Annotated in this window: 25 protein-coding genes and 1 other RNA gene; 9 read left to right on the top strand and 17 right to left on the bottom strand. The window is 65.3% G+C overall.

Going from position 1 to position 26,136, the window contains the following annotated elements:
• Nucleotides 1-16: 16 nt before the first annotated feature.
• Genes recR through CHB90_RS18915 form a run of 5 tightly spaced genes read right to left on the bottom strand, consistent with a single transcriptional unit; the run spans nucleotide 17 to nucleotide 4,247 of the window.
• Entirely contained in the window at nucleotides 17-616 is a 600-nt protein-coding gene (gene recR, locus CHB90_RS18935) for a recombination mediator RecR (RefSeq protein WP_089279418.1), read from the bottom strand.
• Nucleotide 617: 1 nt separating this feature from the next.
• Complete coding sequence (locus CHB90_RS18930) at nucleotides 618-1,685, bottom strand: TraB/GumN family protein (protein WP_089279417.1); 1,068 nt, start codon at nucleotides 1,683-1,685, stop codon at nucleotides 618-620.
• 3 nt (nucleotides 1,686-1,688) lie between these two features.
• Nucleotides 1,689-2,033: a YbaB/EbfC family nucleoid-associated protein gene (locus tag CHB90_RS18925; RefSeq protein ID WP_089279416.1), complete on the bottom strand. Its 345-nt coding sequence runs from the start codon at nucleotides 2,031-2,033 to the stop codon at nucleotides 1,689-1,691.
• Nucleotides 2,034-2,043: 10 nt separating this feature from the next.
• Nucleotides 2,044-2,472 (bottom strand): hypothetical protein, encoded by a 429-nt coding sequence (locus CHB90_RS18920; RefSeq protein WP_089279415.1) that lies wholly within the window; start codon nucleotides 2,470-2,472, stop codon nucleotides 2,044-2,046.
• Nucleotides 2,469-4,247: a DNA polymerase III subunit gamma/tau gene (locus CHB90_RS18915; protein ID WP_089279414.1), complete on the bottom strand. Its 1,779-nt coding sequence runs from the start codon at nucleotides 4,245-4,247 to the stop codon at nucleotides 2,469-2,471. Before CHB90_RS18915 ends, CHB90_RS18920 begins: the two co-directional genes overlap by 4 nt.
• 134 nt (nucleotides 4,248-4,381) lie before the next feature.
• Between CHB90_RS18915 and ypfJ the strand changes: the two genes are divergently transcribed.
• The 3 genes from ypfJ to CHB90_RS18900 all read left to right on the top strand — a co-directional run bounded on the left by ypfJ (nucleotide 4,382) and on the right by CHB90_RS18900 (nucleotide 7,727).
• Nucleotides 4,382-5,230, top strand: a complete 849-nt coding sequence (gene ypfJ / locus CHB90_RS18910) for a KPN_02809 family neutral zinc metallopeptidase (RefSeq protein ID WP_089279413.1) — start codon at nucleotides 4,382-4,384, stop codon at nucleotides 5,228-5,230.
• Between the two features lie 185 nt (nucleotides 5,231-5,415).
• Complete coding sequence (locus tag CHB90_RS18905) at nucleotides 5,416-6,954, top strand: ankyrin repeat domain-containing protein (RefSeq protein ID WP_089279412.1); 1,539 nt, start codon at nucleotides 5,416-5,418, stop codon at nucleotides 6,952-6,954.
• Between the two features lie 215 nt (nucleotides 6,955-7,169).
• On the top strand, nucleotides 7,170-7,727 hold the full coding sequence (locus CHB90_RS18900) for a protein-tyrosine phosphatase family protein (protein WP_089279436.1): 558 nt from the start codon (nucleotides 7,170-7,172) through the stop codon (nucleotides 7,725-7,727).
• Between the two features lie 89 nt (nucleotides 7,728-7,816).
• On the opposite strand, the gene ffs is transcribed toward CHB90_RS18900, so the two are convergent.
• Nucleotides 7,817-7,916, bottom strand: an RNA gene (gene ffs, locus CHB90_RS18895) — signal recognition particle sRNA small type.
• Nucleotides 7,917-8,000: 84 nt separating this feature from the next.
• Here ffs and CHB90_RS18890 point away from each other — a divergent pair.
• A complete protein-coding gene (locus CHB90_RS18890) occupies nucleotides 8,001-9,095 on the top strand; it encodes a THUMP domain-containing class I SAM-dependent RNA methyltransferase (protein ID WP_089279411.1) in 1,095 nt (364 codons plus the stop codon).
• A 169-nt stretch (nucleotides 9,096-9,264) separates the two neighbouring features.
• Here CHB90_RS18890 and CHB90_RS18885 read toward each other — a convergent pair whose 3' ends face one another.
• The 3 genes from CHB90_RS18885 to CHB90_RS18875 form a co-directional block, all read right to left on the bottom strand.
• On the bottom strand, nucleotides 9,265-9,603 hold the full coding sequence (locus CHB90_RS18885; protein ID WP_089279410.1) for a hypothetical protein: 339 nt from the start codon (nucleotides 9,601-9,603) through the stop codon (nucleotides 9,265-9,267).
• A gap of 69 nt (nucleotides 9,604-9,672) precedes the next feature.
• Nucleotides 9,673-10,311 (bottom strand): HAD family hydrolase, encoded by a 639-nt coding sequence (locus CHB90_RS18880; RefSeq protein ID WP_089279409.1) that lies wholly within the window; start codon nucleotides 10,309-10,311, stop codon nucleotides 9,673-9,675.
• A gap of 87 nt (nucleotides 10,312-10,398) precedes the next feature.
• On the bottom strand, nucleotides 10,399-12,375 hold the full coding sequence (locus tag CHB90_RS18875; RefSeq protein ID WP_089279435.1) for a bifunctional 2',3'-cyclic-nucleotide 2'-phosphodiesterase/3'-nucleotidase: 1,977 nt from the start codon (nucleotides 12,373-12,375) through the stop codon (nucleotides 10,399-10,401).
• A gap of 184 nt (nucleotides 12,376-12,559) precedes the next feature.
• Between CHB90_RS18875 and nudC the strand changes: the two genes are divergently transcribed.
• From nudC to CHB90_RS18855, 4 genes are all read left to right on the top strand, one after another.
• Complete coding sequence (nudC, locus tag CHB90_RS18870; RefSeq protein WP_089279408.1) at nucleotides 12,560-13,525, top strand: NAD(+) diphosphatase; 966 nt, start codon at nucleotides 12,560-12,562, stop codon at nucleotides 13,523-13,525.
• An 84-nt stretch (nucleotides 13,526-13,609) separates the two neighbouring features.
• Nucleotides 13,610-14,071, top strand: coding sequence for an SRPBCC family protein (locus CHB90_RS18865; protein ID WP_089279407.1), 462 nt, complete (start codon nucleotides 13,610-13,612; stop codon nucleotides 14,069-14,071).
• Between the two features lie 62 nt (nucleotides 14,072-14,133).
• Nucleotides 14,134-14,940: a DUF4198 domain-containing protein gene (locus tag CHB90_RS18860; RefSeq protein ID WP_089279406.1), complete on the top strand. Its 807-nt coding sequence runs from the start codon at nucleotides 14,134-14,136 to the stop codon at nucleotides 14,938-14,940.
• Between the two features lie 2 nt (nucleotides 14,941-14,942).
• Entirely contained in the window at nucleotides 14,943-16,340 is a 1,398-nt protein-coding gene (locus CHB90_RS18855; RefSeq protein ID WP_425426643.1) for an FAD-binding oxidoreductase, read from the top strand.
• A gap of 196 nt (nucleotides 16,341-16,536) precedes the next feature.
• Here CHB90_RS18855 and iolB read toward each other — a convergent pair whose 3' ends face one another.
• The 7 genes from iolB to CHB90_RS18820 form a co-directional block, all read right to left on the bottom strand.
• Nucleotides 16,537-17,361 (bottom strand): 5-deoxy-glucuronate isomerase, encoded by an 825-nt coding sequence (gene iolB, locus CHB90_RS18850; RefSeq protein ID WP_089279404.1) that lies wholly within the window; start codon nucleotides 17,359-17,361, stop codon nucleotides 16,537-16,539.
• Between the two features lie 13 nt (nucleotides 17,362-17,374).
• The gene (locus CHB90_RS18845; protein ID WP_089279403.1) at nucleotides 17,375-18,541 is read right to left on the bottom strand and encodes a phytanoyl-CoA dioxygenase family protein; all 1,167 of its coding nucleotides are present in this window, start codon (nucleotides 18,539-18,541) and stop codon (nucleotides 17,375-17,377) included.
• A complete protein-coding gene (locus CHB90_RS18840) occupies nucleotides 18,538-18,768 on the bottom strand; it encodes a hypothetical protein (RefSeq protein ID WP_089279402.1) in 231 nt (76 codons plus the stop codon). Before CHB90_RS18840 ends, CHB90_RS18845 begins: the two co-directional genes overlap by 4 nt.
• Before the next feature lie 4 nt (nucleotides 18,769-18,772).
• Entirely contained in the window at nucleotides 18,773-19,672 is a 900-nt protein-coding gene (gene iolE / locus CHB90_RS18835) for a myo-inosose-2 dehydratase (RefSeq protein ID WP_089279401.1), read from the bottom strand.
• 15 nt (nucleotides 19,673-19,687) lie between these two features.
• The gene (iolD, locus tag CHB90_RS18830) at nucleotides 19,688-21,511 is read right to left on the bottom strand and encodes a 3D-(3,5/4)-trihydroxycyclohexane-1,2-dione acylhydrolase (decyclizing) (protein ID WP_089279400.1); all 1,824 of its coding nucleotides are present in this window, start codon (nucleotides 21,509-21,511) and stop codon (nucleotides 19,688-19,690) included.
• Between the two features lie 3 nt (nucleotides 21,512-21,514).
• Entirely contained in the window at nucleotides 21,515-23,413 is a 1,899-nt protein-coding gene (locus CHB90_RS18825; protein WP_089279399.1) for a bifunctional 5-dehydro-2-deoxygluconokinase/5-dehydro-2-deoxyphosphogluconate aldolase, read from the bottom strand.
• Between the two features lie 285 nt (nucleotides 23,414-23,698).
• Nucleotides 23,699-24,730, bottom strand: coding sequence for a LacI family DNA-binding transcriptional regulator (locus tag CHB90_RS18820; protein ID WP_089279398.1), 1,032 nt, complete (start codon nucleotides 24,728-24,730; stop codon nucleotides 23,699-23,701).
• Nucleotides 24,731-24,866: 136 nt separating this feature from the next.
• Between CHB90_RS18820 and CHB90_RS18815 the strand changes: the two genes are divergently transcribed.
• Entirely contained in the window at nucleotides 24,867-25,865 is a 999-nt protein-coding gene (locus CHB90_RS18815; protein WP_089279397.1) for a Gfo/Idh/MocA family protein, read from the top strand.
• On the opposite strand, the gene CHB90_RS18810 is transcribed toward CHB90_RS18815, so the two are convergent.
• Nucleotides 25,819-26,136: transposase domain-containing protein (locus tag CHB90_RS18810; protein WP_141135833.1), on the bottom strand; the 318-nt coding region annotated here is incomplete at its 5' end. The two genes, CHB90_RS18815 and CHB90_RS18810, sit on opposite strands and share 47 nt — an antisense overlap.

Here is a 26,136-nt window from a genome sequence, read left to right as displayed (position 1 = left end):
GGATGGTTAGCGCGGGTTACAGCCGCTTGCGGGCGTTCAGTGCGGCGGTGATGGTGCCGTCGTCCAGGTAGTCCAGCTCTCCGCCGATGGGCACGCCCTGCGCCAGTGAGCTGAGCGCGATGCCCTGCGGTTCCAGCTGGTCGGCGATGTAGTGGGCGGTGGTCTGGCCGTCGATGGTGGCGTTCAGCGCAAGGATGACCTCTGTCACGTTTTCGGCCCCGATCCGGCGCAGCAGTTGCGGGATGCGCAGATCCTCGGGGCCGACATTGTCCAGCGCCGACAGGGTGCCGCCCAGAACGTGATAGCGCCCCTTGAAGGTGCCGCTGCGTTCCATCGCCCAGAGATCCGCCACCTCTTCGACCACGCAGAGCAACCCGTTTGCGCGCGCCTCATCGGTGCAGATCGGGCAGATGTCAGAGGTGCCGACATTGCCGCAGTTCAGGCATTCGCGCGCGGTCTGGGCGACCTCTGTCATCGCTTCGGCAAGGGGAGTCAGCAGGTGGGCGCGCTTGCGGATCAGGTGCAGCACCGCACGACGGGCAGAGCGTGGCCCAAGGCCGGGCAGGCGCGCCATGAGGTCGATCAGTCGGTCGATGGGGCTGGAATTGCGGATCATGTCAGGGCGCCTCACCCGGCAGGGCGATGCGGGTGATCGTGAAGCCCTCGGCGCGCAGCAGTTCGATCATGCCCTTGTCACCGGGCAGGTGAAAATTACCGACGGCGACAAACAGGCCGCCCTGTTCCAGCGCATCCCGCGCGGCGTTCACGAAATCGACGTTTCGTTCATCGACAAGGTAATCGGTCATGCGGGCGTAAAGCGCGGGCCCCTCGTTGCCAAGGGCGGCGCTGATCTGGGCGCGGTCCCAGGCCATCATCACGCCGACGCGCCCCTGCTGGTACAGACCCAGACCCGTGGCACGTGCCTCTGGCGTGGCACCGGGGGACAGGTAGATGGCGTAGGTGCCGATGATCGCACGGGCCAGGTCCTCGTTGCCGGGGGTGTTCAGCTTGTTCGACAGGCGGTTGCGGTGTTCCAGCGGCAGGATCGGGATGCCCTGGATATGGGCCAGGGTCTGGAGATAGCTGTCCTGCGTCGGCAGCACGCCGCCGGTGAAATCCTCGCAGGGATCATACAGCAGCAATTCGGCAAGCGTGCCGAATTTCAACTGGTCCAGCGCGGTGCGCGGCCAGCCCAGCGATGTCAGCCGATTGCCAAGGTTGTGTTCGATGTCCCCCGGCAGGCCAAGATCGGCAAAGCGAAACCCCGATGGGGCCGGACGGTAGACATCGGCGCCCTGCATGAACCGGTCGTGGCTTTCGCGGTCGGGAAAGCGGGGGTCGATTTCCAGCGCCACGCGGGATGCGCCCTTGAGCGCGTCCAGAACGGTGTCCGGCAGGTCCAGCACGCTGCGGTGGCTGCTGTGCATCGTGCCCCACAGGTAGGAGGTGCCGCCGCCGGGCGCGGTGACGCGCCAGAACCGCCCCGTCGCATTGGGGATCAGAGCGGCGCGGCGGTCCAGTTCCTCTGCGCCTTCGGGGGCAAAGACCTCATCAAAGACCGCGATCCGGGGCGGCTCGCAGACCTCGCGCGTGGCCCAGTCCTGCGCCTGCGCAGCGGAAGCGGCGAAAATCAGGGCAAGGCAGGCAAGGCCTGCGCGTGCAAAACCCCGGACCGGATGTGCCATGGATCAGAACGGCAGTTTCATATCGGCGGGCAGGCCCATCTGTTCGGTCAGGGCGCGCATTTCGGCCTGTGCGCGGTCGCTGGCGCGGGCCTGTGCGTCCTTGATGGCGGCAAGGATCAGATCCTCTGCCACTTCCTTCTCCGATGGTACAAAGATGCTGGGATCGATTTCCAGCCCGGTCAGCTCGCCCTTGGCGGTGGCGGTGGCCTTGACCAATCCGGCACCGGATTCGCCGGTGACGGTCATATTGGCCAGATCCTCTTGCATCTGGGCCATCTTGGACTGCATTTCCTGCGCCTGTTTCATCATCTTGGCCATATCGCCAAGCCCGCCGAGGCCCTTGAGCATGTGTCGTCTCCTAGTCGTTGGACCGCCGCTCTGTCGGGGCGGTGTACAGGATTGTTGCTATACATATCGCAGCGACGAGGGCGATGAACAAGGTGGGCGAGCCGATACAGCCCTCGATTGTCGCCTTTTGCCGGGTGCCGGTGGGGTCCGTGCCAAAGACCCGCAGAGTGATCAGGATAGACCAGCCGCTGACCACCGCCAGCCCGCCCCATTTGCTGCGAAAGCGCAGGGCAAGGGCGGTGGCGACGATCAGGAGCACGGCGGGCAGGGAGGAGGCGAGGAAAAGCGCCTCGCTGATTGCGGTGGCCGGGGTGCCGTCCCAGCCGGGGCGTTCGGTGCTGCAGACCTCTGCCAGCGCGGAGGAGGGCCAGATCAGCGCCAGTGCGGCGAGTGGGGCGCGTGACAGGGGGGGCAACCGGAGGCGTTTGCGCGGCGTCATTCCTCGAACGGATCCCATTCGTCCTCGACCTCTGGCAGCGCCTCTTCCAGCGCCTCGGTCGCGGCCTCTTGCGGGGTGCGGATGCCGGAAATCGTGGCCTTGGGAAAGGCGGCGATGGCGGCCTGCACCAGCGGGTGCGCGCGCGCCTCTGCCCGCAGTGCCAATTCCGCCGCGTCGCGGGTTTCCACCACGGTCGGAGCGTCGCAACCGTTCACCAGCGTCACCGCCCAGCGGTTGCCGGTCCAGCGTTGCAATGCCCCACCAAGGCGCTGGGCAAGGTCATTGGCGGCGTCCTGCGTTGGCGTAAATTCAATGCGGCCGGGTTGGTAGGCGGCAAGGCGCACGCTGCCCTCGACCTCGACCAGCAGTTTTACGTCGCGGTTGGTGCGGATCAGTTCCAGAACGTGGTCAAACGTGGGGTAGCGGGCCAATGCCTCGGCCACGGCGGGGGCTGTGGCGGTGGCGGCGCCATGGGTGCCGCCCGAGGACATGCGCGGGGGTGTGGTATGGGGCGCGTGGCCGCCTTGCGCGCTGCCAGTCTGGCCCCCTGAATGGACCCCTGTGTGCCCGCCCGAATGTCCCCCCGGATGCCCGCCGGAGGGGGCAGGCGGCGGCGGGCTGTCGGCCAGCTTGCGCATCAACTCGTCCGGCGTGGGGCCCTCTGCCACATGGGTCAGCCGGATCACCGCCATCTCTGCCGCCATCATGGCGGAGGGCGCGTTGGAGACCTCTTCGATCGCTTTCAGCAGCATCTGCCAGGCCCGCGCCAACGTGCGCATCCCAAGGCCGTCGGCAAAGGATTGACCCCGGCCACGCTCATCCGGGGAAACGGTGGGGTCTTCGGCTGCCTCGGGGGTGATCTTGACCACCGAAATCCAGTGGGTGAGTTCGGCCAGATCGCGCAGAACGGCCAGCGGGTCGGCCCCGTCCGCGTATTGCGCCGACAGTTCCTGCAAAGCGCCCGCCGCATCGCCGCGCATGATGCGCTCGAACAGGTCCATCACCCGGCCCCGGTCGGCCAGACCCAGCATGGCGCGCACCTGATCAGCAGTGGTCTCGCCCGCGCCGTGTGAGATTGACTGGTCCAGCAGGGATGTCGCATCGCGGGCCGATCCCTCTGCCGCGCGGGTGATCAGCGCCAGCGCGTCGTCGGTGATCTCTGCGCCCTCAGAGGCGGCGATCTTGCGCATCAGGGCAATCATGTCTTCGGGTTCGATGCGGCGCAGGTCAAACCGCTGGCAGCGCGACAGGACTGTCACCGGAACCTGCCGGATTTCGGTGGTCGCAAAGATGAATTTCACATGGGCAGGCGGTTCTTCAAGCGTCTTCAGCAGCGCGTTGAACGCGCTTTTGGACAGCATGTGAACCTCATCGATGATGTAGATCTTGTAGCGCGCGCTGGCGGCCCGGTAATGCACACTGTCGATGATCTCGCGGATGTCGTTGACGCCGGTGCGCGACGCGGCGTCCATTTCCATCACGTCGACATGGCGGCCTTCCATGATCGCCACGCAGTGTTCGCACTGCCCACAGGGTTCGGTCGTCGGGCCGCTCTCGCCATCGGGTCCGATGCAGTTCATGCCCTTGGCAATGATCCGGGCGGTGGTGGTTTTCCCCGTGCCGCGGATGCCGGTCATGATAAAGGCTTGGGCGATGCGATCCGCCGCAAAGGCGTTCTTGAGGGTGCGCACCATGGCGGTCTGGCCGACGAGATCGGCAAAGGTCTCTGGTCGGTACTTGCGGGCGAGCACCTGATAGGCGGGCGAGTCGGTCATGGGGTGTCCTTATGGCGACAGGCCAAAGGTATCGGGTTGGTGGGGCAGATCGCAAGCAGATGGGCGCGCCTTCGGGGAACCGGGCGGGGCGCGGCAGCGTTTGAAGTGTAACGGGGATAGGTCGGAGACGCGATATGCGCCTGAGAAATGTGAAACGCAGCCGGAACGTCGAGGATCGGCGCGGGCGCGGTGGCCGGGGTGTGGCCGGTGTTGGCGGGCTGGGCGTTGGCGGCGTGCTGTTTGTGCTGGCGATCGGGTATTTCACCGGGATCGACGTCACCCCGCTGTTGACCGGCGGCGCGCAGCCGCAGCAGACCAGCGCCCCGCGCCCATTGACGGAGGCCGAACAGCAGGCCGGTGAGTTCAGCGCCCGCGTGCTGGCCACCACCGAAGAGGTCTGGACCGGGATCTTTCCGCAGGCATTTGGCAAACCCTATGAGCCGCCGGTGATGGTGCTGTTTTCACAGGTCACCTCCAGCCCCTGCGGCAATGCCTCTGGCGCGACCGGGCCGTTCTACTGTCCGGCGGATGAAAAGGCCTATCTGGACACCGATTTCTTTGCCACCATGCGGACCCAACTGGGCGCGGGGGGCGATTTTGCCTCGGCCTATGTGATCGCGCATGAGGTCGCGCATCATGTGCAGAATGAGCTGGGTATTCTGGGACAGGTCACCGCCGCCCGCCAGCAGGTCAGCACCCGTGAGGCCAATGCCCTGACCGTGCGGCTGGAATTGCAGGCCGATTGCCTCAGCGGGGTCTGGGCGCGCAACGTGGCGGGGCTGATGGAAAAGGGCGACCTGGAAGAGGCGCTGAATGCTGCGCGCAAGATCGGCGATGATCACTTGCAGAAACGCGCCGGGCGGGTGCCGCAGCCGCATACCTTTACCCACGGCACCTCAGAGCAGCGGCAACGCTGGTTTGTGACCGGCTACGAGTCGGGTGATCCGAACCAGTGCAACACCTTCGACACCGACCGATTGTAAGGTTTTCTGCGCGGCGGGGCTTGATTTGCCGCGCCGCGCACGGCAGAGATTGGGCAGGGCCGCTCGCCGGGGGCCTCCTGATCCGCGGAAAGCGCATGCGCCGGCCATTGACGAATTTTCACTGAGAATTCGGTTCTCTCTTGCCCGACCAGCGGATCGCGGGCGTTGATGGAGGAAACCGACCGATGTCACCCGACGTCCCCCTTGTGCTTGATGACCTGCGGATAGAGGCCAAGCGCCTGCACCGCGCCCATGCCGCCGGCGCAACCTGGGCACTGCAACGGCTGAAACAGCACCCACCCCGACACAGCCCCGATGATCTGAAACGCGCCGATTTCCTGCATGTTGTCGCGCAGGAGACCGGCTTTGCCAGTTGGCCCAAGCTGAAGCTGGCGGCAGAGACGGTGGGGCTGGACCGTGCCACCAAACAGCAACGGCTGAAGATTGCGCTGTTTCATGGGCAAACCGCGTTGGTGGATACCCTGTTGGACGGCACACCGGACCTTGCCGATGGTCTGTTTGGCCTTGAATGCGCGCTCTACCGGCGTGCGGCGGTGGCGTCTGCGCTGGAGCGTGATCCCGGTCTGGCAACCCGTCTGGCAGGGCCACGCCGCCCCATCCTGCACCTGAGCTTTTCGCGCTGGATCAAGGCGCATCCGGAACTGGAGGCCGACATGCTGGCGGTGGCCGAGATGTTGCTCGCGCATGGGGCAGACGTGAATGACGGCTATCCCGCCGCCGAGGGCGACGATCACCTGTTGTCGGCGCTCTACGGGGCCATCGGGCACGCGGACAACATGGTGCTGGGCCGCTGGCTGCTGGACCATGGGGCCAGCCCGAATGATGGCGAATCGCTCTATCACGCCACCGAGCTGGGCCACCACGAGGGGCTGTCGATGCTGTTGCAGGCGGGGGCCGACCCCAAGGGCACCAATGCGCTGCTGCGCGCGATGGATTTTCACGATCACGCGGCGGTTGAGATGCTGTTGGCCCATGGGGCAAAGGCCGATGACTACAATGACGCCGAGGTTGGCGGCGAACAGCCCTGGGTGGTGCCCGCCTTGCATCAGGCGGCGCGGCGCGGTTGTGACCGGCGGATGGTCGATCTGCTGCTGGACGGGGGCGCCGATCCCGCCCGCAGCTATCAGGGGGCCAGCGCCTACGCCTATGCCCGCGTCTTTGGCAACGCGGCGGTCTGGCAGGCGATTGAGACGCGCGGCGTGCAACCCGCGCTATCGCCCGAAGAAACCCTGCTGGCGCGCGCGGCAGAGGGGCAGGACAGCCCCGGTCAGTATATTGACCCCGACAAACTGCCCGCGGCCTATCGCCTGATCGTCAATGAGATCCTGCATCTGCCGGATCGCCTGCCGCATCTGCGCAGGCTGATGGCGCTGGGTCTGCCGTGGGACACGCCGAACGGTGAGGGCGTGACGCCGGTGCAATTGGCCGGATGGCAGGGTCTGCCAGAGGTCATGGACTACTTTCTTGGCCTTCGCCCCGACCTGAGCCATGTGAACCGTTACGGCGGCACGCTGCTGTCGACCATCCTGCATGGGGCCGAAAACGCCCCCGACCGTGACAGACGCGATCACACTGCCTGTCTGGATCTTGCATTGCACCACGGCGTTGCGCTGCCTCGGCACGCCATTGCACAGGTGGCGCGTGAGGATATCCGCACCCTTCTGGAGGATTGGGCAGACCGTCACCCCGGTCAGGTCGTCTAGGCGGATCATCATCCGGAACGGGCCGTTCCGTTGCATTCTGAACGCAGTGCGTGAAAAACCGACCGCAACCCCCGCGAATCCGGCCCGGATTGGCCGGATTCGCGGGATCGAATCGCTAGGACATCCGTCCGGGGCGTGTATGCTTTTGGATGGCGGAAATCCGCGGCTGTGGGGGCGGTTCGGTTCCGTTGCTGCTGTTTCGGGGAGTATGGGACATGGTCGAGGAGGATCAGGCAAGCGCGGATGCGTCCGGCTCTGTCGTTCTGCATGTGCTGCCCACGGGTGGCGGAATTCTTGCGCTGTCGCCGCTTCCGGGCGCGCGCGGCGACTATCGCGGCGACCTTGACCACCTGTCCAGTTTTCGGCCCGCCTTTGTCATCTCGCTGGTGTCGCATGTCGAAATGCTGGAGGCGGGGGCCAAGTCGCTGGGGCAGGACATTCAGGACAAGGGCACGCGCTGGGTACATCTGCCGATCAAGCGCGGCGAAGCACCCAATGCCAACATCGAAGAGGATTGGCCAAGGATCAGCACACAGGTCCGCAAGGCGCTGCTCGGCGGCGGCCGGGTGATGATCAACAGCCGCGATGGCCACGGTCGGGCGGGCATGGTGGCGCTGCGCCTGATGATCGAGGCCGGAGAGGCCCCGGACGAGGCGGAAGAGCGGCTGACATCGGTCCAAGGCGCGGCCTTGCTGGAGCCGTGGCAACGCAACTGGTCTTTGCGCGCAGAACGTGAGCCGGTGCCGTTTGTGCGCCACTCCAAGTCGGGCTGACCACAGGCGTCGATCTCGCCAAACGACAGTCCCGCAACATACATCCACCCGGAAACGACATCGGCCCGGCGCTTGCGCACCGGGCCGCTGATGGTGAGAGATTGCAACGACCCAAGCGGGTCCCGTTACGGCTGCTTCCTTCCGGATCTGACCGGGTTGGCGAGGCGCTTGCCCGCACAACCTCTCGACGCTCTATTTAGGGCCCTCGGAACGAATATGCAATGGGGGGCGATGGCCTCTCCCGTTCGGGCTGGCGGGGCGCTATGAAGCGGAATGGATCAGACGTTCGAGATATTCGCAAGCGCCCCTCCGGGGCTGGAACCCTATCTCCTGGCAGAGGTGCAGGAGGCGGGTTTTGCCGCGCCCGTGCAGGTGCCCGGTGGCGTGACCTTTCAAGGGGGCTGGGCCGAGGTGGCGCGGGCCAACCGTGAATTGCGCGGGGCGGGCCGGGTGCTGGCGCGCTTTTCTGAATTTCGCGCGATGCATCTTGCCCAACTGGACAAGCGCGCGCGCAAGCTGGACTGGGCGGCGCTGTTGCGGGTGGATGTCCCGGTGCGGGTCGAGGTGACTTGCCGCAACTCCAAGATCTATCACGACCGCGCCGCGCGGCAGCGGGTGGAGACGGCCATCGCGGAGACGGTTGGCGCGCCGGTTCTGAAAGAGGCGTCAGACGAGGCGCTGCGGATCATGGTGCGGATTGAGGATGATCTGGCGGTTTTTTCCGTCGATACCTCTGGCGATCCGCTGCATCGGCGTGGGTACAAGCAGCAGGTGGGTAAGGCCCCGATGCGCGAGACGCTGGCCTCTCTGTTTTTGCGGGCCTGTGGGTATGACGGGACAGAAACGGTGGTCGATCCGATGTGTGGGTCGGGCACCTTTGTGATCGAGGCGGCAGAGATTGCGGCGGGACTGGCACCGGGGCGGGCGCGGGGCTTTGCCTTTGATAAACTGGCGCTGGACCTGCCCGCGACTTCGCTGCCGGAGCGGCGCGAGGTGGGCCTTCGCTTTTATGGGTCTGATCGGGATGATGGGGCGATCCGCGGCAGCACGGCCAATGCAGAGCGGGCAGGGGTTGCGGATCTGTGCAGTTTTACTCGCGCCGCCGTCAGCGATCTGGTGCGTCCTGAGGGGCCGCCGGGGTTGGTCATGGTGAACCCGCCGTATGGGGCGCGGATTGGCAATCGAAAGCTCTTGTTCGCCCTCTATGGCAGCCTTGGGTCCGTTCTGAAGGAGCGATTTGGAGGCTGGCGGCTGGGGATGGTGACCTCGGACGGGGGGCTGGCCAAGGCGACGGGGCTGGCCCTGACGGCGGGACCCCCGGTGTCTTTTGGCGGGCTTCAGGTGAAGCTGTATCAGGCGCGGATCTAGGGCTGTCCACGCGTGGACAGCGTGGCGGGTGTGTAAGATCAATGGGTTACAGAGACGTTTTTACACGGCGTTAAGGAATGCGCCGGGTTGGGGGGGCGGGATAGTGCCGGTGGTGCCGGGCTGAAGCCCGGCCTTCGGAACGCCTATAGGGGAGTGCCGGGGCGGGAGGTTACTCGCGGACCAGTCCGCCGGGGCAGAAGAACTGCGTATAAGCGCCGTAGCAGGTGGCCGTCATCTTGTAGCCGTTCAGATCGACGCGGGCGTAGAGGTGGCGGTCCTCGTAAGTCATCTCGATTCCCGAGACCAGAAGATCGGTGCAGGCCGCAGGGTCCACCCGGCAGAGCAGCAGCGCCGCCGAATCGAGACCGGAGCGACCGTCCAGTTTTTCGTTGGCGACGGCCAGTTGGATCTGGTCGCGCAGTTCGTCCTGCGCCGCCTCTGGCCCCGGTTTGGTGAAAAACGCGGCGATCAGCGCCATGGCAATCATACCGAGAAGAAAGCGAAACATGGCGCACCCCTAGTCACCCAACAGTGCCCTGTGGAGTAGGCGAGGCGCGCAAATTGCGCAACATCACTTTCAGCGCAATCCGGCCATTTTCGCCCCGCTCAGCAGATCCTCTGCAAGGTGATGCGCATGTCGGCCCGTGGGCGTCACCAGATCCGCGACCTGCACCACGGTCATCCCGGCGGCAAAGGCGGCCTCGGCCCCTGTATTGCTGTCCTCGAAGGCAAGGCAGCGGCGCGGGTCGACGCCAAGACGCCGGGCCGCCAAGAGGAATGGCTCTGGCGCGGGTTTCGCATGGGTGACGCAATCGCGGGTGACGACAACCTCGAAATGCCTTGCAAGCGCCGATTTTGCCAGCTTGTGTTGCGCCCCGGCGCGGCGGGATGAGGTGGCGATGGCCTTGGGGGTTCCCTGCACCGCCAGTTGGCTCAGCAGCGCCTCGGCCCCCGGTTTGTGCGGGATGCCTGCCTCTGCAAGGTGATGATCCTCGGCCCGCCAGTCGGCGTCGATGGCGTCAAAATCATGATCGCCGAAATGGTCCTTCAGCATGGCGCGCACGGTGACGGAATCGACGCCGACAAGGCGCAGGAACAGCGGTTCGGTCAGGGTCAGCCCGTGCCGCGCAAGGGCGCGCTGGCCAGAGACAAAGGCCATGCGTTCGGTATCCAGCAGCGTGCCATCAAGGTCAAAGATCACGGCGTCATAGGGCATGGTTGGTCCTGCTTTGGGGATGGCTGTGGCGTACAACGGCAACGGGCGGCCCGAAAGCCGCCCGCCGTCACAAGATATGTCGTGATCTTACAGGTTGATGCGGAACAGGGCGAAGCCGTCTGCGCCCTCTCCTGCGTCCTCGATGGTCACGGCCTTGACGTCATTGATGTAGTCGCGCGCCTTGGGGCCGGTTTCGAACAGGACGCTGGTCCCTTCGAGCGGTTTGAACGACCAATTGGCATCCGCCGAGGGGTTGATGGTGCCCTGTTCGACGATGTAGCGCACGATCACGTCGCGGTTGGTGTCGGGGGCCTCGAATATGATGGTGTCACCCTTGGCCCCGGGGAAATCGCCGCCGCCCGAGGCGCGGTAGTTGTTGGTGGCGATGATGAATTCCATGTCATCGGTCACGGGCTCGCCGTTGTATTGCAGATCGACGATGCGGCTGGCATCGGGGTTCTCCAGCTCACCCTTGGGGCCAAAGCGCGACGGCTGGCTGAGGTCGATCTGATAGGTCACGCCGTCGATCACGTCGAAATTGTAGGACGGGAAGGACGGGTTCAGCAGCAAGGCGTCCTGCGCGCCCACGTCGATCTGGTTGAACATCCCGGCAGAGCGTTCCAGCCAGCCTTTGACCTGTGCGCCGGTGACCCGCACCGCGCGCACGGTGTTGGGGTAGAGATACAGGTCGGCGACGTTCTTGATCGCCACGGCACCCGGCGCGACATCGGTGTAGTATTCCGGGCCACCCCGGCCGCCGGCCTTGAAGGGGGCGGCGGCAGAGAGGATCGGCAGGCCCTCATGTTCGGTGCCGACCATCATCTGTTCGATGTACCATTTCTGCGCAATCGACACGATCTGCACCGAGGGATCATCGGCGACCAGCGCAAAATAGCTGTGCAGCGGGGCCGAGGTCTGGCCCACGGCGCGGCGCACATAGGCCAGCGTTTCGTCGTGGTCCTGTTGGGTGGCGTCGATGACGGGCTGATAATCCTCGACCAGAGCGGTATAGCTGCGGTCCTCGTTGCGCTTGGAGATCGGGCGCGCCTCTGACGTGGTGGAGACCACGCGCCATGTGTTGCCGTCGCGTTCCAGCAGCAGGTCGATCAGCCCCATGTGAGAGCCCCAGAAGCCGCCCATGACGGCGGGTTTGCCGTGGATCGTTCCTGCGTCCACGTCGACGGCGGCGTAGTCCGCATAGGTGGGCGAGGGGAACACAAGGTGCGAATGCCCGGTCATGATGGCGTCGATGCCGTCAACCTCGGCCAGTGGCACGCTGGCGTTTTCCATGCCGTCGGTGTGGTCGGCAGAGCCGATGCCGGAGTGCGACAGGGCGATGATGATTTCCGCCCCCTGTTCCAGCATTTCGGGCACATAGGCGCGGGCGGTGGTGACGATGTCGCGGGCGGTGACATTGCCCTCGAGGTGTTTGCGGTCCCAGTTCATCACCTGCGGCGGGGTGAACCCGATCACGCCGACCTTGATGGCATGGCTTTCGCCCGCGCCGTCGGTCAGCATCCGGTCAAGGATCACATAGGGTTTGAACAGGGTTTCATCCTCGCGCGGGGTGGCGCCCTGGGTCTTGGCCAGGTTTGCCAGCACCACCGGGAAATCCGCGCCCGCCATGGATTTCATCAGGAAATCGAGGCCGTAGTTGAATTCGTGGTTGCCCACCGTCGCCGCGTCAAACCCCAGCGTGTTCATCGCGGTGACGACCGGGTGCATGTCGCCCTCTTTCATGCCGCGCTCATAGGCGATGTAATCGCCCATCGGGTTGCCCTGTAGAAAGTCGCCGTTGTCCACCAGCAGGGTGTTGGTCGCCTCGGCGCGGATGCCGTCGATGATGGACGCGGTGCGCGACAGGCCGACCGTGTCGACGGGGCGGTCGGCGTAATAGTCGTAGGGGTGGACGTGGACGTGGATGTCCGTCGTTTCCATGATCCGCAGGTGGGCCTGATTGGTGGCGGCGTTTGCGGAATAGGGGTGCAGCGTGATCAAGGCGGCTCCGGCGGTGGTGCCGGCCAGGAACTGGCGGCGCGAAAGGGGGGCGTTGGGCAAGGACATGGGAAACCTTTCGTGTTTCGGTCTGGCGACCCCCATGCACCTCTTTTTCGACAGTCGCATGACAGTCACGGTTATCAAGTCCCGAGTTTAGCGAGGGTGCGGCATTGTACCAAAGATAATCGTGCCGCAGGTTTACATTTCGGCCCGGCGATGGGCAGGTTGCGGCCAGCAGCAGGGGGCAGGCATGAGACACGCGGAACAGGTGACATTCGGTGGATCGGCGCTGGACCGCGCGGCAGAGATCCGGGGTGATGTCGGCGCATTGGCGGCGGCGATGCAGGACCCGGCGGCGCGCACGCTGCCGATCTGGCGGGGCAAGCCGCTGGTGACCGGGGACGGGGCGCTGAGCGCGCTGCGCCTGCCGCTGGATCACCCGATCCTGGCCGAGGCGGGCGGCCCGCCGATCCTGCTGGGCCGCGAGGACGGCGCGGCGGTCTTTGCGCATGACATCTCCGGCTGGCTGCCGCAGGATTTCGACGCCGAGGCGCAGGCGTCGTTCCTTGATGCCAGCGAATACAGCCACCCGAGCTGCCCTGAGGGCCGCTTTGCCGAGCTGCGCCGCATCATGACCCAGCTGACCCCGCGCGACGCGGAACTGACGGCGACAGCCAAGGCGGTGTTCGGCTGGCACGCGTCGCACAAATTCTGCTCGCGCTGCGGGGTGGCGTCAGAGATGCACCAGGCCGGTTGGCAGCGGATCTGCCCGGCCTGCGGCGGGCACCATTTCCCGCGCACCGATCCGGTGGTGATCATGCTGATCACCCGGGGCAACCGCGCGCTGCTGGGCCGCTCTCCGATGTGGCCGCAGGGGATGTATTCCTGCCTGGCCGGGTTCGTTGAACCGGGCGAGACGATAGAGGCCGCCGTCCGCCGCGAGGTCTGGGAAGAGGCGGGCATCCGCGTCGGCCCTGTCCGATACCTTGCCAGCCAGCCCTGGGCCTTTCCGGCCTCCTTGATGATCGGCTGTCACGGCGAGGCGCTGGACGAGGACATCACCGTCGACCCGGCCGAACTGGAAGACGCCATGTGGATCACCCGCGAGGATCTGGCAGAGGCCGCCGCCGGACAACGTCCCGATCTGCTGCCCGCCCGGAAAGGGGCAATTGCGCATTTTCTGTTGCGCAACTGGATGGCGGATAGACTGGACTGACATCGCTGTTGGGGTAAAGTGCCGGAAATCGGCCCGCAGAAATCGACCCGAAACAGGCCGAAAAAAAGAGGCAAGAGCAGGCATATGGAGCTGACGGCACGCGAAGACATCGACGCCCCGCAAGACCGGGTCTTTGCCCTGTTATCGGACTTTGACACCATCGAACGGCAGGCGATGCGACGCGGTACCGAAATCATCCGCACCCAGGACGGCCCCGGCGCGGGCATGGCATGGCGCGCGACATTCCAGTTTCGCGGCAAGAAACGCGTCGCGGCGGTGACACTGTCGACCTATGACCCGCCCGACCGGATGGTCTTTGACAGCGTGTCGGGGGGGCTTGAAATGGCGTTGACGTTGGATGTCGTGGCGCTGTCACCGACCCGGACGCGGATCTATGTTACCAGCGTACTGGGCGCCAAGACACTGTCGGCGCGGTTGTTCCTGCAATCCATCAAGCTGGCGCGCGGCGGCATCGACAAACGGTTCCGCAGACGGGTGGGCGAACTGGCGGGTGATATGGAAAACCGGCTGCGCGGCATGGCGTGACCCGTTGCGGCTGTGGCTCAGGGCGCTAGATTGACGCCAAGCGCAGCCCAAAGGAACGCCACATGATACGCCACCCGAACCGCTTGATCTGGGCACTGACCCTGCTGGCCTCACCGCTTTCGGCGCATGAATTCTGGATCGAGCCGGAGGGTTTCGAACTGGCCGAGGGCGCGCCGGTGATGGCGCAAACCCTTGTCGGGACAGAACTCAAAGGCGCAACCTACAGCTATAACCCGCAAAATTTCACCCGGTTCGAGATTGTCACCGACGCGGGCATTCAGCCGGTCGAGGGACGATTGGGCGACAAACCGGCGCTGAACATGGTGCCAGAGGGCACCGGGCTGGCCACGATCGTACATGTCACGCGGGACTACAGCCTGACCTACCGCGAGTGGGAAAAGTTCACCGCCTTTTGCGAACACAAGGATTTTACCTGGGCCATCGACCGGCACCTGGAACGCGGTCTGGGCCAAGAGCGGGTCTATGAACGCTATTCGCGCCACGCCAAGAGCCTTGTCGCGCTGGGTGACGGCGCGGGGGCTGACCGCGAGGTCGGTCTGCTGAGCGAAATCGTGGCCGAGGCGAACCCCTATACCGACGACCTCTCGGGCGGGTTCCCGGTGCAGGTGCTGTACCAGGGCGCACCGCGCGCCGATGTGCAGGTGGAACTGTTTGAACGCGACGCGGCGGGCGAGGTCACGATCCGCCTGTACCGCACCGATGATCAAGGCCGCGCGGTGGTCGAGGTCACGCCGGGGCATTTCTACCTGGTGGACGCGGTTGTCATGCGCGAACTGGAGGTCACCGGGGACACCGATCCGGCGTGGGAAAGCCTCTGGGCTTCGCTGACCTTCGAGGTACCAGAGTGAGCCTGATTGACCGGCTGCGCGACGTGCTGGACGTGGGCGGCCTGCTGACCGGCGAGGATATGGCGGCGTGGTCGCGCGACTGGACCGGGCAATTCGCCTGGACCCCGCTGTGCGTGGTCCGTCCACGCGACACCGCCGAGGTGTCGGCGGTGCTCAAGGCCGCATCTGACGCGCGGGTGCCGGTCGTGCCGGTGTCAGGTCACACCGGGCTGGCGGGCGGCAGCTATGGCGCGGGCGCGGTCATGCTGTCGCTGGACCGGATGACGGCAGTCGAGGACATCCGTCCCGACGCGCGGCTGGCAGTGGTTCAGGCAGGGGTGATCCTCAGCGATTTGCACGCGGCGGCCGGTGCGGCGGGCCTCAGCTTTCCCATGACCTTCGGCGCGCGCGGCTCGGCCCGGATCGGCGGGCTGCTGGCGACCAATGCGGGCGGGTCCAACGTGCTGCGCTATGGCAACACCCGTGATCTGGTGCTGGGTCTGGAGGCGGTGCTGGCAGATGGCCGGGTGGTGGACCTGCTGTCGGACCTGCACAAGAACAATACCGGCTATGACCTGCGCCACCTGCTGGTCGGGTCCGAGGGGACACTGGGCGTGATCACGCGCGCGGTGCTGAAACTGGTGCCGCAGCCCCGCGCCTATGTCACGGCGATGGTGGCGACGCAGACGCTGTCCGGCGCGCTGGAGGTGCTGAACCGCCTGCAGGATCTGACCGGCGGCGCGGTCGAGGCGTTCGAATACATGCCCGCCGACTACCTCAAGGCCTACGCGGACATGCACCCCGGCACCCGCGCCCCCTTTGCGCAGGACCATGCGGTCAATATCCTGGTCGAACTGGGGGCCACAGCACCGCGCGATGTGACGCCGGGACCGGATGGTGCGGTGCCGCTGACCGGGTATCTGGAGGACGTGCTGGCCACGATGATGGAGGACGGCGCGGTTGTGGACGCCGTTGTGGCGCAGAACGACGCCCAACGCGGTGAGATGTGGGCCCGGCGCGAGGCCGCCGCCGAACTGGCCTATGCGCGGCCCAATGTGCTGGTCAACGATGTTGCGGTGGCACTGGACAAGATCGGGCTGTTTCTCGAACAGGCCGACAGCGTGCTGGCCGGGATTGATGCAGGGGCGCGGACCTCTGTTGTGGCGCATCTGGGGGACGGCAACGTGCATTATTCGGTGCAACTCTCCGATCCAGAGGCCAAGGGCGCGGTGATGGAGGCGGTCGAGGATGTGGTGCTGGCACTGGGCGGATCGTTCTCCGCTGAACACGGCATCGGTTTGGCCAAACGCCCCTCCATGGCGCGGCGCAAGGACCCCGTCGCGCTGGACATGATGCGCGCGATCAAGGCGGCGCTGGACCCGCACAACATCCTGAACCCCGGCAAGCTGCTGCCGGAATAAGCGGAGCGCCTGCGGCGCACAGGGTGTCTCGCGCCCCGCCTGCGGCGGGGAGCTCGGGCCATGTGGGGGAGAGGTTGCGCTCCAATATGGATGCGCCCGCCGGTTGCGGCCTTGCTTTTGGGTATTTTCACAAAGAAGAAGCTGGGGCGCGCAACTTTGGCTTCTTCTCTGTCCAAATACCCAAAAAAGAAAACTCTCAGGCGTCGCGCCGGGCGATCCAGTCGTGATCCGGGTGGTTCTGGAACCGCCATTTGCGCAGCGGTCCGGCCATGACGTTGAGGTAGTACATTTCATAGCCGTAGGGCGCGCCGCAAGGGTGGTGGCCTTTGGGAACCAGCACCACGTCGTGATCGGACACGGACATTGTGACGTCAAGGCTGCCGTCTTCGGTGAAGACGCGCTGGTGACCGTAGCCTTGGGCCGGATTCAGGCGGTGGTAGTAGGTTTCCTCCAGGTAGGTCATGTCGGGGAAATTGTCCTCATCGTGCCGGTGTGGTGGGTAGGAGGACCAGTGCCCGGCGGGGGTGTAGACCTCTGTCACCAGCAGCGAGGAGGCGATGTCGCGTTCCTCCATCGCGATGGGGTGGATGTGGCGGGTGTTGGTGCCTTTGCCGCGGTTGACCATCTCGATTCCGTCCGGGCCGATCCGGGCTGCGGGGTAGTCGGCGATGGCGGGGGCAGAGCAGACGGCGAGGGTGCATTCGGTGGTCGCGGCGGCGGTCCAGTCAGCGCCTGCGGGCAGGTAGACGGCATGGGGGGCGCGTTTGTCGAAGACGGTCATGCGGTCGCCGAGTTCGCCGAAGTCGTGGCCGCCGCCGCTGATGTGGGCCTTGCCCTCGACCAGCACGAGGATGACCTCACGGTCGCCGGTGGAGCCTTCGGCGCGTTGATCTGCTGTCAGGCGCCAGAGGTCAAAGCCGACGTAGCCCCAGTCGGGGCTGTCGGGGGTGCGGGCGTTGGCGACGGTGATCTCATGGACCTTGCCGGTGGTGGCAGTGGGTTTTCGGTGCAGCAGGCTCATCAGAAGTCTCCGGTCAGGGTTGTCGGCGGGCGTCCTGAACTGCCAGCGCGTGGGCGAAATCCTCGGGCGAGAGGTTTTCGGTCAGGGCGCGGTGGAACAGGGCGTTCTGGGTTTCGGGGGCTAGACCGCCCAGCGGCGGGTCATTGTCGAGGTTGGTGGGGAAGGAATAGCCCTCGGCAGCACTCGCGATGGCGGCGTTGAGGTTTGCGTCGTCCAGCGTGCCTTGGGCGCTCAGCGACTGGATCGCCGGGTAGAGCGCGCGGCACATGGCGGTGCGGTCGATGGTTTCCATCGCGCGTCCCAGCGCCGAGGAAATCTGCAGCAGGTTTGCCATGCGCTGGATGTCCGCGCTGCGGTTTTCGCCTGCGGCGTGGAACAGTGCCGGGTTGAAAAACAGTGCGTCGCCTTTGGCCAGCGGCATCTGGATGCAGTTTTCCTCAAAGAATTCGCGGAAATCGTCGCGCCGGTAGGCCATGTAGCCGGGGCGGAACAGTTGCGAGAACGGCAGCAGCTTGGTCGGGCCGCTGTCTACCGGCATGTCGCAATGGGCCACGGCACCTTGCAGCGTCATCACCGACGACAGGTCATGCACATGGGCCGGGAACCGCGCCGCAACCTCTGCGGTCTGGAACCCGAGGTGATAGTCGCGGTGGGCGCTTTGGGCCTGTCCGCCGGGGCGGACAAGGTTGACCTGTGCGGTCATCTGGTAGAACGGGCCAAGCCATGCCTCGCAGACGGCGGCGATGGCCGTGTTGCCGTAGTACAGCGCAAAGGCCTGCGGGTCCTCCATGCAGTGCTTTTGCAGCGCGTTCCAGACCCGCGCGTTGGACCCGGCCTTGGCGAAATGGTCGCCCGCGCCTTTGCCCGCCTCGTGTTCGCGGGCGATGATCCGGTCAAAGATCGCGGTGGCCGCGTCGATGGGGGCTGTGTCGGCATAGGCGGTTTTCAGAACCAGCACCCCGGCAGAGCGGCCCAGCACAAAGCCCCATTCGGCCAGCAGTTCGGCGCGTTGCGCCGGGTCGGACAACACGCCCTGAAGGGCCGCCATGTCGTAGATTGGCACGTTCTTGTCCACTGTCGCGGCAAAGCGCAGAACCGAGGGCGACAGGCTTTGCCCGGTCAGGCGCGCAAATTCCGCCAGATCGCAGCTGGTGACGTCGAAATAGGCTGTGTCCTTCATGACGATCCTCCTTTGTCGGTGTGTCTTTTGCGGATTGCCTCCGGGTCGAAGGCGATGAAAAACTGATGGGCGCAATAGGTGCCGACGGCGGCAAAGAGCGTGGCCCAGAGCGGGTTGCCCCAGCTGAGTTCCAGCCCCGCCCAGCCAAGGCAGAGTGCCACGGTCACGATCCGCCGCCAAAGTGGCAGGAAAAACGGGTGCTGGACGTCAAAGGCGCGGTTTTTCATGGGCTCAACCGGCTATGTCCAGCCCGGCCCGGGCGCAGACCTGAACGATGTGCTGATAGCCGTTTTGCGAATAGTCATAGGGCGGGGCCTTGGCCGGGTCCTGTTCTGCCTCGACCACGATCCATCCGTTGTAATCCATTGCCTTGAGCCGGTCAGCGACGGCCTGAAAGTCGATGCAGCCATCGCCGGGCACGGTAAAGGCGCCCGCGATCACCGCGTCCAGAAAGCTGCGGTCATTGGAGCGCACGTCCGCCACCACATCCGGGCGGATGTCCTTGAAATGGACGTGGTGGACGCGGTCGGCCCAGCGGTCCAGCGTCGCAATGACATCGCCGCCGCCGAACAGCAGGTGGCCGGTGTCAAAGCACAGGGAGACCTCTGGCCCGCTGGCCTGCATCAGCCAGTTGACGTCATCCTCATCCTCGATGATCGAGCCCATGTGGTGGTGATAGGCCATCGGCATGCCCTGATCCTGCATCCACTTGGCCAGTTCGGACAGCTTGCGCGCGTAGGCGGTCACCTGATCGCGGTCCAGTTTGGGGCGGTCATTGACCGGGGTGCCGATCTGGCCCTGCACGGTGTTGGAGCATTCGGCAAACACGATGCAGGGGCTGTTCAGGGCGACAAACTGGTCGACCTGCTGACGCACCGCGTCGATTTCCTGGGCCACGTCGTTGACCAGCAGGTTGCCGGAGCACCAGCCGCCGCAGAGTGCGATGTCGTATTTGTCCAGATAGGCGCGCAGCCCGTCGGTGTCATGCGGCATGCGCTGGCCGCGTTCGACGCCGGTATAGCCGATCTCGCGGCTTTCCTTCAGCGCCTGTTCCATCGTGTAGGCGGCGGTGAGGTCGGGCAGGTCGTCGTTCTGCCAGGCAATGGGAGAGATCCCGATCTTGACGCTCATGGTGGTGTTTTTCCCTCAGGTGCGCTCTTTGAGCGCTGCTTCGTATCCCTTGCGGGCGTCCTGGACTTCGGCGCGGTCCGACACCTCCGGAACGGCCACTTCCCACCATGTTCCGCCGTGCGGGGTGGAGGGGTAGGGGTCCGTGTCGATGACAATGACAAAGGGGCCGGTGGCCTCTTTGGCGCGGGCCAGCGCGTCCTCCATTTCAGCGATAGAGCTGACGTGGATCGCCGCCGCGCCCATGCTGGCGGCATGGGCGGCAAAGTCGATATTGCTGGGGGTCTCATGCACCGCGTGGTCCAGCAGGTTGTTGAACTCGGCCCCGCCGGTGCCCATTTGCAGCCGGTTGATGCAGCCAAAGCCGCGGTTGTCGGTGATCACAAGCGTGAACTTGATCCCCATCATGACGGCGGTGGCCAGTTCGGAATTGGCCATCATATAGGTGCCGTCGCCGGTAAAGCAGACCACGTCGCGGTCCGGTTGGGCCATCTTGATGCCCAAGGCACCGGCGATCTCATAGCCCATGCAGGAAAACCCGTATTCCATATGGTAGGATCCGGGGCGCGGGGCCTTCCACAGTTTGTGCAGCTCGCCCGGCATGGTGCCTGCCGCGCACATCACCACGGTGTCGGGGGTGCTGGCGCGTTGAACCGCACCGATGACCTGCATGTCGGTGGCCAGGGCGTTGCCGTCTGCGGGCGCGTCGGTCAGCGGATCGACCTGTGCGAACCAGTCAGCTTTCAGCGCGCTGTCCAGATCGTCGGCGCGGTAGCTGGCCAGTTCCAGCGCCAGTTCCGTCAGACCCGTGCGCGCGTCCGATTGCAGCGGCAGCGCGCCGTGTTTGACCGCGTCATAGGCGTTGACATTCAGGCTGATCAGCGAGCGGCCGGGGGTCTTGAACAGCGACCACGACCCGGTGGTGAAATCCTGAAACCGCGTACCGACGCCCAGCACCAGATCGGCCGCGCCACAGGCGGTGTTGGCCGATGTGGCGCCAGTGACGCCCACGGGGCCAAGGTTCAGCGGATGGTCCCACGCCAGCGCCGATTTGCCCGCCTGCGTTTCGACCACGGGGATGTTGTGTGTTTCGGCAAAGTCTTGCAGCTGCGCGCAGGCGTCCGAGTAGTGGACGCCGCCGCCGGCGATGATCACCGGGCGTTTGGCGGCGCGGATCTGTTCGACGACGCGGTGCAGTTCGTGATGATCGGGACGAATGCGGCGCTGATACCATGTGCGCGGCTCAAAGAACGCCTGCGGGAAATCGAACGCCTCTGCCTGCACGTCCTGGCAGAAGGACAGGCAGACCGGCCCGCAGGCTGCCGGATCGGTAAGCACGGCCATGGCGCGGGGCAGGGCGGTCAGCAGCTGTTCGGGCCGGGTGATGCGGTCAAAGTAGCGCGTCACCGGGCGGAAACAGTCGTTGGCGGATACTGTGCCGTCGCCGAAATCCTCGACCTGTTGCAGGACGGGGTCCGGGCCGCGATGGGCAAAGACATCGCCCGGCACCAGCAGGACGGGCAGGCGGTTCACATGGGCCAGCGCCGCCGCGGTCACCATGTTGGTCGCCCCGGGGCCAATCGAGGACGTGACCATCATCGCCCGCTTGCGCCGGGACTGTTTGGCAAAGGCGATGGCGGCGTGGGCCATCGTTTGTTCATTGTGGCCGCGGTAGGTGGGCAGCGTGTCGCGCACGCCGTGCAGCGCCTCACCCATCCCGGCGACATTGCCATGGCCGAAGATCGCCCAGCAACCCGCGAGGAAACGCTCGCCGTCCTCATTCATCTGCGCCGACAGGTAGCGCACCATCGCCTGAGCGGCGGTCAGTCGGAGTGTCGTCATGGTTCAGTCCTCCCCGCGTGCGGCGTCCCAGAGGCCGCACAGACGTGTATAGTTGTCCTTCATCAGCGCAATGGCCTGCGCGTCACTGAGCGCGCCGGTCATCCAGCCACGGGCGGCCTCGGCAAAGATCGTGCGCCCGACGGCAAAGCCCTTGACCAGCGGATAAGGCGCGGCGACCTCAAAGCTGGCTTTCAGTGCGTCCTCGTCCGCGCCCAGCCCCAGTACCAAGATACCACGGGTATGGGCATCATTGTCCTCAATCGCGGCGACGGTCATTTGCCATGCGGCGTCAGAGGTCATCGGCTCCAGCTTCCACCAGTCGGGATAGACGCCAATGTCGTAAAAGCGGCGGATCACCCGTGCGGTGGTGTCGTCGCCCACGGGCCCGGCCTTGGACGGGATCACCTCTAGCAGGAATTCCAGACGGTTGCGCCGCGCGGCGTGGAACAGGCGGGCAACGGTCGCCTCCTGTTCGGCGCGCATCTCTGCCGGGTCGTCGGGATGGTAGAAACACAGCACCTTGACCACCTGTTCCAGCGGCCATTCGTTCAGCCCGCCAAAGTCCGGGCCGATCTCGGGCTCTAGCGTCAGCGGGCGGGAGCCGGGCCATTCCACTGGGCGGCCAATCCACAGGCCGGTGCCTGCGGCCCTGTACAGCGCATCACGCCCCAGCCGTCCGTCAACCAGCAGGCCATAGCCTGCGCGCCCGTCCGCCACCTGCGTGCAGGCGTCCAGACAGAGCGATTTGAACGCGCCGATCTTGGCGGGCGTCGCGCCCTCCAGCCTTTCCAACTGGGACCGATGGTCAAAGGCAAAGACACGCATCACCGGCCAGTTGCCTTTGCGGTTGGTGGCCCAGTGGATCTGTTCCAGTTCCGCGTCCTTGCGCAGCGCGGGGGTTTTCACGCCGCGTTTGAGGAAGAATTCCAGCTCTGCCCAAGACGGATAGGCGGGCGCGCAGCCGTGGCGCGACACGGCAAAGGCCCCGCAGGCGTTGGCGTAGGTCAGCGCGGTGGGCCAGTCCTGATCCGTCAGCCAGCCGCGCAGCAAACCGGACATAAAGCCATCCCCGGCGCCCAGTACGTTGAACACCTCAATCGGGAAGCCGGGGCCGCTTTGGCCCTCGTCCAGCGTGTCGGGGACGGCGTCGGTAAAGGCCACGGCGCCCATCGGCCCGCGTTTGCACACCAGCGTGGCAGCAGAGACCTTGCGCGCGTTGCGCAGCGCCTGAATGGTGTCGGTGGTGCCGCCCGCGATGTGGAATTCCTCTTCGGTTCCCACGATCAGATCGAACAGATGCAGGGTGGATTGCAATTTCGCCGTCACCTTTTCCGAGGCGATAAAGCGGCTTTCGCCGTCGCCATGCCCCGCCAGCCCCCAGAGGTTCGGGCGATAGTCGATGTCCAGCGCCGTCAACATGCCGTCGGCGCGCGCGATGGTCAGCGCCTTGAGCACGGCGGCCTCTGTGCGCGGGTGGCTGAGATGGGTGCCGGTGGCGGTGACGGCGCGGGCCTGCGTGATGAACGCGGGGTCGATGTCCTCCTCGCACAGCGCCATGTCGGCACAGTTCTCGCGGTAGAAGATCAGCGGAAACTGTTCCTGATCGCGGATGCCCAGCAGGACCAGCGCGGTCAGGCGGTCCGGGTCGGTGACGATCCCGCGTGTGTCCACGCCCTCTTTTTGCAATTCCTCGATGATGAAACGGCCCATGTGTTCGTCACCCACACGGGTGATCAGCGCCGATTTCAGACCCAGCCGGGCGGTGCCCGCCGCGATATTGGTGGGGGAGCCGCCGATGTATTTGTTGAAGCTGGCCATATCCTCCAGCCGGCCACCGATCTGCGCGCCATACAGATCCACAGAGGATCGACCGATGGTGATGACGTCCAGGGGTTTGCCCATGCGTTCTGCCTTTTCGGATCTTCGAAAACCCGGCCCGCGCGCCTCAGCACGGCCCGTGTTGACGCAAAGTGATCCGACAGGGGGCATTGGGTCAATTCCCCAGTGCGCGCTTTGCCTCATTCATGAGAGGTTTTGAAAGCAGGGGGGAGAGGTTTTGCGTCATTCCGGCGATCCGGTTTTGGCCAGCGATCCGGTTTTGGGGGTGTTCGCAGGGATGGTGCAGGCGGGACGCTGGTTCAAGGCGCGGGGCGCTGGCCGGTCAGCGGTCGGACGCGGGTTGGTCTTTCAGACGGATTCCGGCAAGTAGAGATCGGGTTTGAGAAAGTGCTGGCCGGGGGTCGGGGCCTCTGCCTTTTGCACGGCGTCGATCATCAGCGCGACGGTGTCATTGCACAGCCGTTCCAGCGGGGTGGCGATGGACATTTCGGCATAGCGGTCCGCCAGTGCAGCGCGCGACTCGGGGATCAGCTCATGCAGGATCAGCGCGACCTGACCGGGGGCGCGGGCCTCGCGCAGCGCGGCAATGGCGCCTTCCATTCCGCCGCCAGAGCAATACAGCCCGCGCAAATCCGGGTGCCGCTGCAGCAATTCCAGCGTGGTTTCATAGGTCAACTGCCGGGTTTCAAGGTTCACCATCGTGTCGAGGATGGAGAAATCCGGCGCGTATTCACGAAAGTAGCTGCGAAAGCCGGTTTCGCGCAGCTCATGCCCATGCCATCTGTAACCTCCTACAAAGACGGCGAGTTTTCCCGGTTTGGCGACGACTTTGGACATCATATGCGCCGCGATCCGGCCCACCTTCATGTTGTTGAGCCCGACATAGCCCTGCCGGACACCCTGGGCAAAATCGTTGAGCAGGGAAAAGCAGGGGATGCCGCGTTCTTGCAGCAGGCTGACGGTGTCGGTGATCTGCATGTGGTTCACCGCAGAGGCGGCGATGGCGTCGCAGCGATCCGCCAGACCCATCATCAGGCCCGCGATGTCGCCGGGGCTTTGCGAGGGCGCGAACTCCAGCGCGATCTGTCCGCGGATGCCGGGGGCGCGGGCCACGGCCGCCTCCATCTCTCGGGCGGCGTTCTGCCAGAACGGTTGCCGCGCCTTGGGAAAGACAAAGCCAAAGCGCACCTCTGGCAGGTCGGCAAACATCCGTTGCCCGATCAGCGCCGCCGCGTGATAGCCGATCTTTTGCGCCGCCTCATAGACCCGGCGCGCCGTTTCCTCACGCACCTTGGCGCGCCCGTTCAGCACCCGGTCCACCGTGGCCACGCTGACCCCGGATTCGCGGGCGAGGTCGGTGATGGTGGGGCGTTTGGCCATGGTATCCTCGGCGAGATGATAAACGTCGGTCGCACCCTATGATGGTTTTTGCAAGAAATCCAATCCTCGACATGCGAGGACGCTGGGAACCCAGTCGCGGCTTGGCTAGGGCTGGTGTGTCGGGATGGAGGACACGATGGCGGAATTGGGAATCGGCCTGATCGGAACGGGTTTCATGGGCAAGACCCACGCGCTGGCCTGGCGAGCGGCGCGGGCGGTGATGGGCGGCGATCTGCCCGAGGCGCGGCTGGAACTGTTGTGCGACACGCCGCACGACAGGGCAGACGACATGGCAGGGCAATTCGGCTTTGCCCGTGCGACGGATGACTGGCGCGCCCTGGTCAGCGATCCGCGTGTCGACGTGGTGTCGATCACCACGCCCAACGGATTGCATCACGACATGGCCTGCGCGGCGCTGAAGGCAGGCAAACATGTCTGGTGCGAGAAACCCATGGCCCTGACGCTGGGTGAGGCCGAAGAGATGGCCGAGGTGGCGCGCGCGGCGGGCACGGTCACGATGGTGGGCTACAATTACATCCGCAATCCGGCGTTTCGCCATGCGCAAAAGCTGATCAGTGAGGGGCGGATCGGGCGGGTGGTGCATGTGCGCGGCTGGGTCGATGAGGACTATCAAGCCGACCCGGATCTGCCGTGGACATGGCGCGCGCGGCTGGACGAGGCCGGGCTGGGCACGTTGGGCGATCTGGGTTGTCACCTGGTGTCACTGATGGTGGGGCTGTGCGGCCCGATCGAAAGCCTTGTGGCGGACACGCAGATCATCCACCAAACGCGACCCCTGCCCGATGGCACCGGGCGCGGCGCGGTCGAGAATGAGGATACGGCGACGGCGCTGCTGCGCTTTGCCAGCGGCGCGCATGGGTCGCTGTCGACCTCGCGGTCGGCATGGGGGCGCAAGAACAGGCTGGACTGGGAGGTGCATGGCACCAAGGGCATGATCTGTTTCGCGCAGGAACGGATGAACGAGTTGCAGGTCTATCTGAACGAAGGGCCGAAAGCTGAACAGGGGTTTCGCACGGTGTTGTCCGGCCCGGACCATCGTATGCGTCCGGCCACGCAGCGCTTGACGCCTATTTCGGCGTCCAGTTCCATGGCGCGAGTTCGCCGATGCGGTTGATCTTGTGATCGGCGATCCGTTCGAGAACCCAGGTGAGCCAGGCTTCGGGATTAACGCTGTTCATGCGGGCGGTTTCGATGAGTGTGTAGGCGACAGCCGCGGCCTTGCCGCCACCTTCCGAACCCATGAACAGGTAGTTTTTCCTGCCGAGAGTCAGGGGCCTGATTGACCGCTCGCAGATGTTGTTGTCCAGTTCCAGAAGCCCGTTATCGAGGTATGGACGCGCCTTGGGCATGCGGCCGAGCGCGTAGCGGATCGCCTCGGCCAGCTT

Source organism: Antarctobacter heliothermus, assembly GCF_900188425.1.
GTDB lineage: Bacteria > Pseudomonadota > Alphaproteobacteria > Rhodobacterales > Rhodobacteraceae > Antarctobacter > Antarctobacter heliothermus.
The sequence above is the reverse complement of the archived record's forward strand: the minus strand, read 5'-3'. Positions and strand labels throughout refer to the sequence as shown.

Bases quoted from the DNA above. Each gene is read 5' to 3' on its own strand.
- iolE (WP_089279401.1), bottom strand. From the start codon at position 19,672: ATGAGCGTCAAGATCGGGATCTCTCCCATTGCCTGGCAGAACGACGAC.
- CHB90_RS18885 (WP_089279410.1), bottom strand. From the start codon at position 9,603: ATGTTTCGCTTTCTTCTCGGTATGATTGCCATGGCGCTGATCGCCGCG.
- CHB90_RS18880 (WP_089279409.1), bottom strand. From the start codon at position 10,311: ATGCCCTATGACGCCGTGATCTTTGACCTTGATGGCACGCTGCTGGAT.
- CHB90_RS18845 (WP_089279403.1), bottom strand. From the start codon at position 18,541: ATGAAGGACACAGCCTATTTCGACGTCACCAGCTGCGATCTGGCGGAA.
- CHB90_RS18860 (WP_089279406.1), top strand. From the start codon at position 14,134: ATGATACGCCACCCGAACCGCTTGATCTGGGCACTGACCCTGCTGGCC.
- CHB90_RS18925 (WP_089279416.1), bottom strand. From the start codon at position 2,033: ATGCTCAAGGGCCTCGGCGGGCTTGGCGATATGGCCAAGATGATGAAA.
- CHB90_RS18865 (WP_089279407.1), top strand. From the start codon at position 13,610: ATGGAGCTGACGGCACGCGAAGACATCGACGCCCCGCAAGACCGGGTC.
- iolB (WP_089279404.1), bottom strand. From the start codon at position 17,361: ATGAGCCTGCTGCACCGAAAACCCACTGCCACCACCGGCAAGGTCCAT.
- CHB90_RS18905 (WP_089279412.1), top strand. From the start codon at position 5,416: ATGTCACCCGACGTCCCCCTTGTGCTTGATGACCTGCGGATAGAGGCC.
- CHB90_RS18900 (WP_089279436.1), top strand. From the start codon at position 7,170: ATGGTCGAGGAGGATCAGGCAAGCGCGGATGCGTCCGGCTCTGTCGTT.
- CHB90_RS18840 (WP_089279402.1), bottom strand. From the start codon at position 18,768: ATGAAAAACCGCGCCTTTGACGTCCAGCACCCGTTTTTCCTGCCACTT.
- CHB90_RS18820 (WP_089279398.1), bottom strand. From the start codon at position 24,730: ATGGCCAAACGCCCCACCATCACCGACCTCGCCCGCGAATCCGGGGTC.
- CHB90_RS18920 (WP_089279415.1), bottom strand. From the start codon at position 2,472: ATGACGCCGCGCAAACGCCTCCGGTTGCCCCCCCTGTCACGCGCCCCA.
- recR (WP_089279418.1), bottom strand. From the start codon at position 616: ATGATCCGCAATTCCAGCCCCATCGACCGACTGATCGACCTCATGGCG.
- CHB90_RS18825 (WP_089279399.1), bottom strand. From the start codon at position 23,413: ATGGGCAAACCCCTGGACGTCATCACCATCGGTCGATCCTCTGTGGAT.
- CHB90_RS18875 (WP_089279435.1), bottom strand. From the start codon at position 12,375: ATGTCCTTGCCCAACGCCCCCCTTTCGCGCCGCCAGTTCCTGGCCGGC.
- nudC (WP_089279408.1), top strand. From the start codon at position 12,560: ATGAGACACGCGGAACAGGTGACATTCGGTGGATCGGCGCTGGACCGC.
- ypfJ (WP_089279413.1), top strand. From the start codon at position 4,382: ATGCGCCTGAGAAATGTGAAACGCAGCCGGAACGTCGAGGATCGGCGC.
- CHB90_RS18915 (WP_089279414.1), bottom strand. From the start codon at position 4,247: ATGACCGACTCGCCCGCCTATCAGGTGCTCGCCCGCAAGTACCGACCA.
- CHB90_RS18890 (WP_089279411.1), top strand. From the start codon at position 8,001: ATGGATCAGACGTTCGAGATATTCGCAAGCGCCCCTCCGGGGCTGGAA.
- CHB90_RS18930 (WP_089279417.1), bottom strand. From the start codon at position 1,685: ATGGCACATCCGGTCCGGGGTTTTGCACGCGCAGGCCTTGCCTGCCTT.
- iolD (WP_089279400.1), bottom strand. From the start codon at position 21,511: ATGACGACACTCCGACTGACCGCCGCTCAGGCGATGGTGCGCTACCTG.
- CHB90_RS18815 (WP_089279397.1), top strand. From the start codon at position 24,867: ATGGCGGAATTGGGAATCGGCCTGATCGGAACGGGTTTCATGGGCAAG.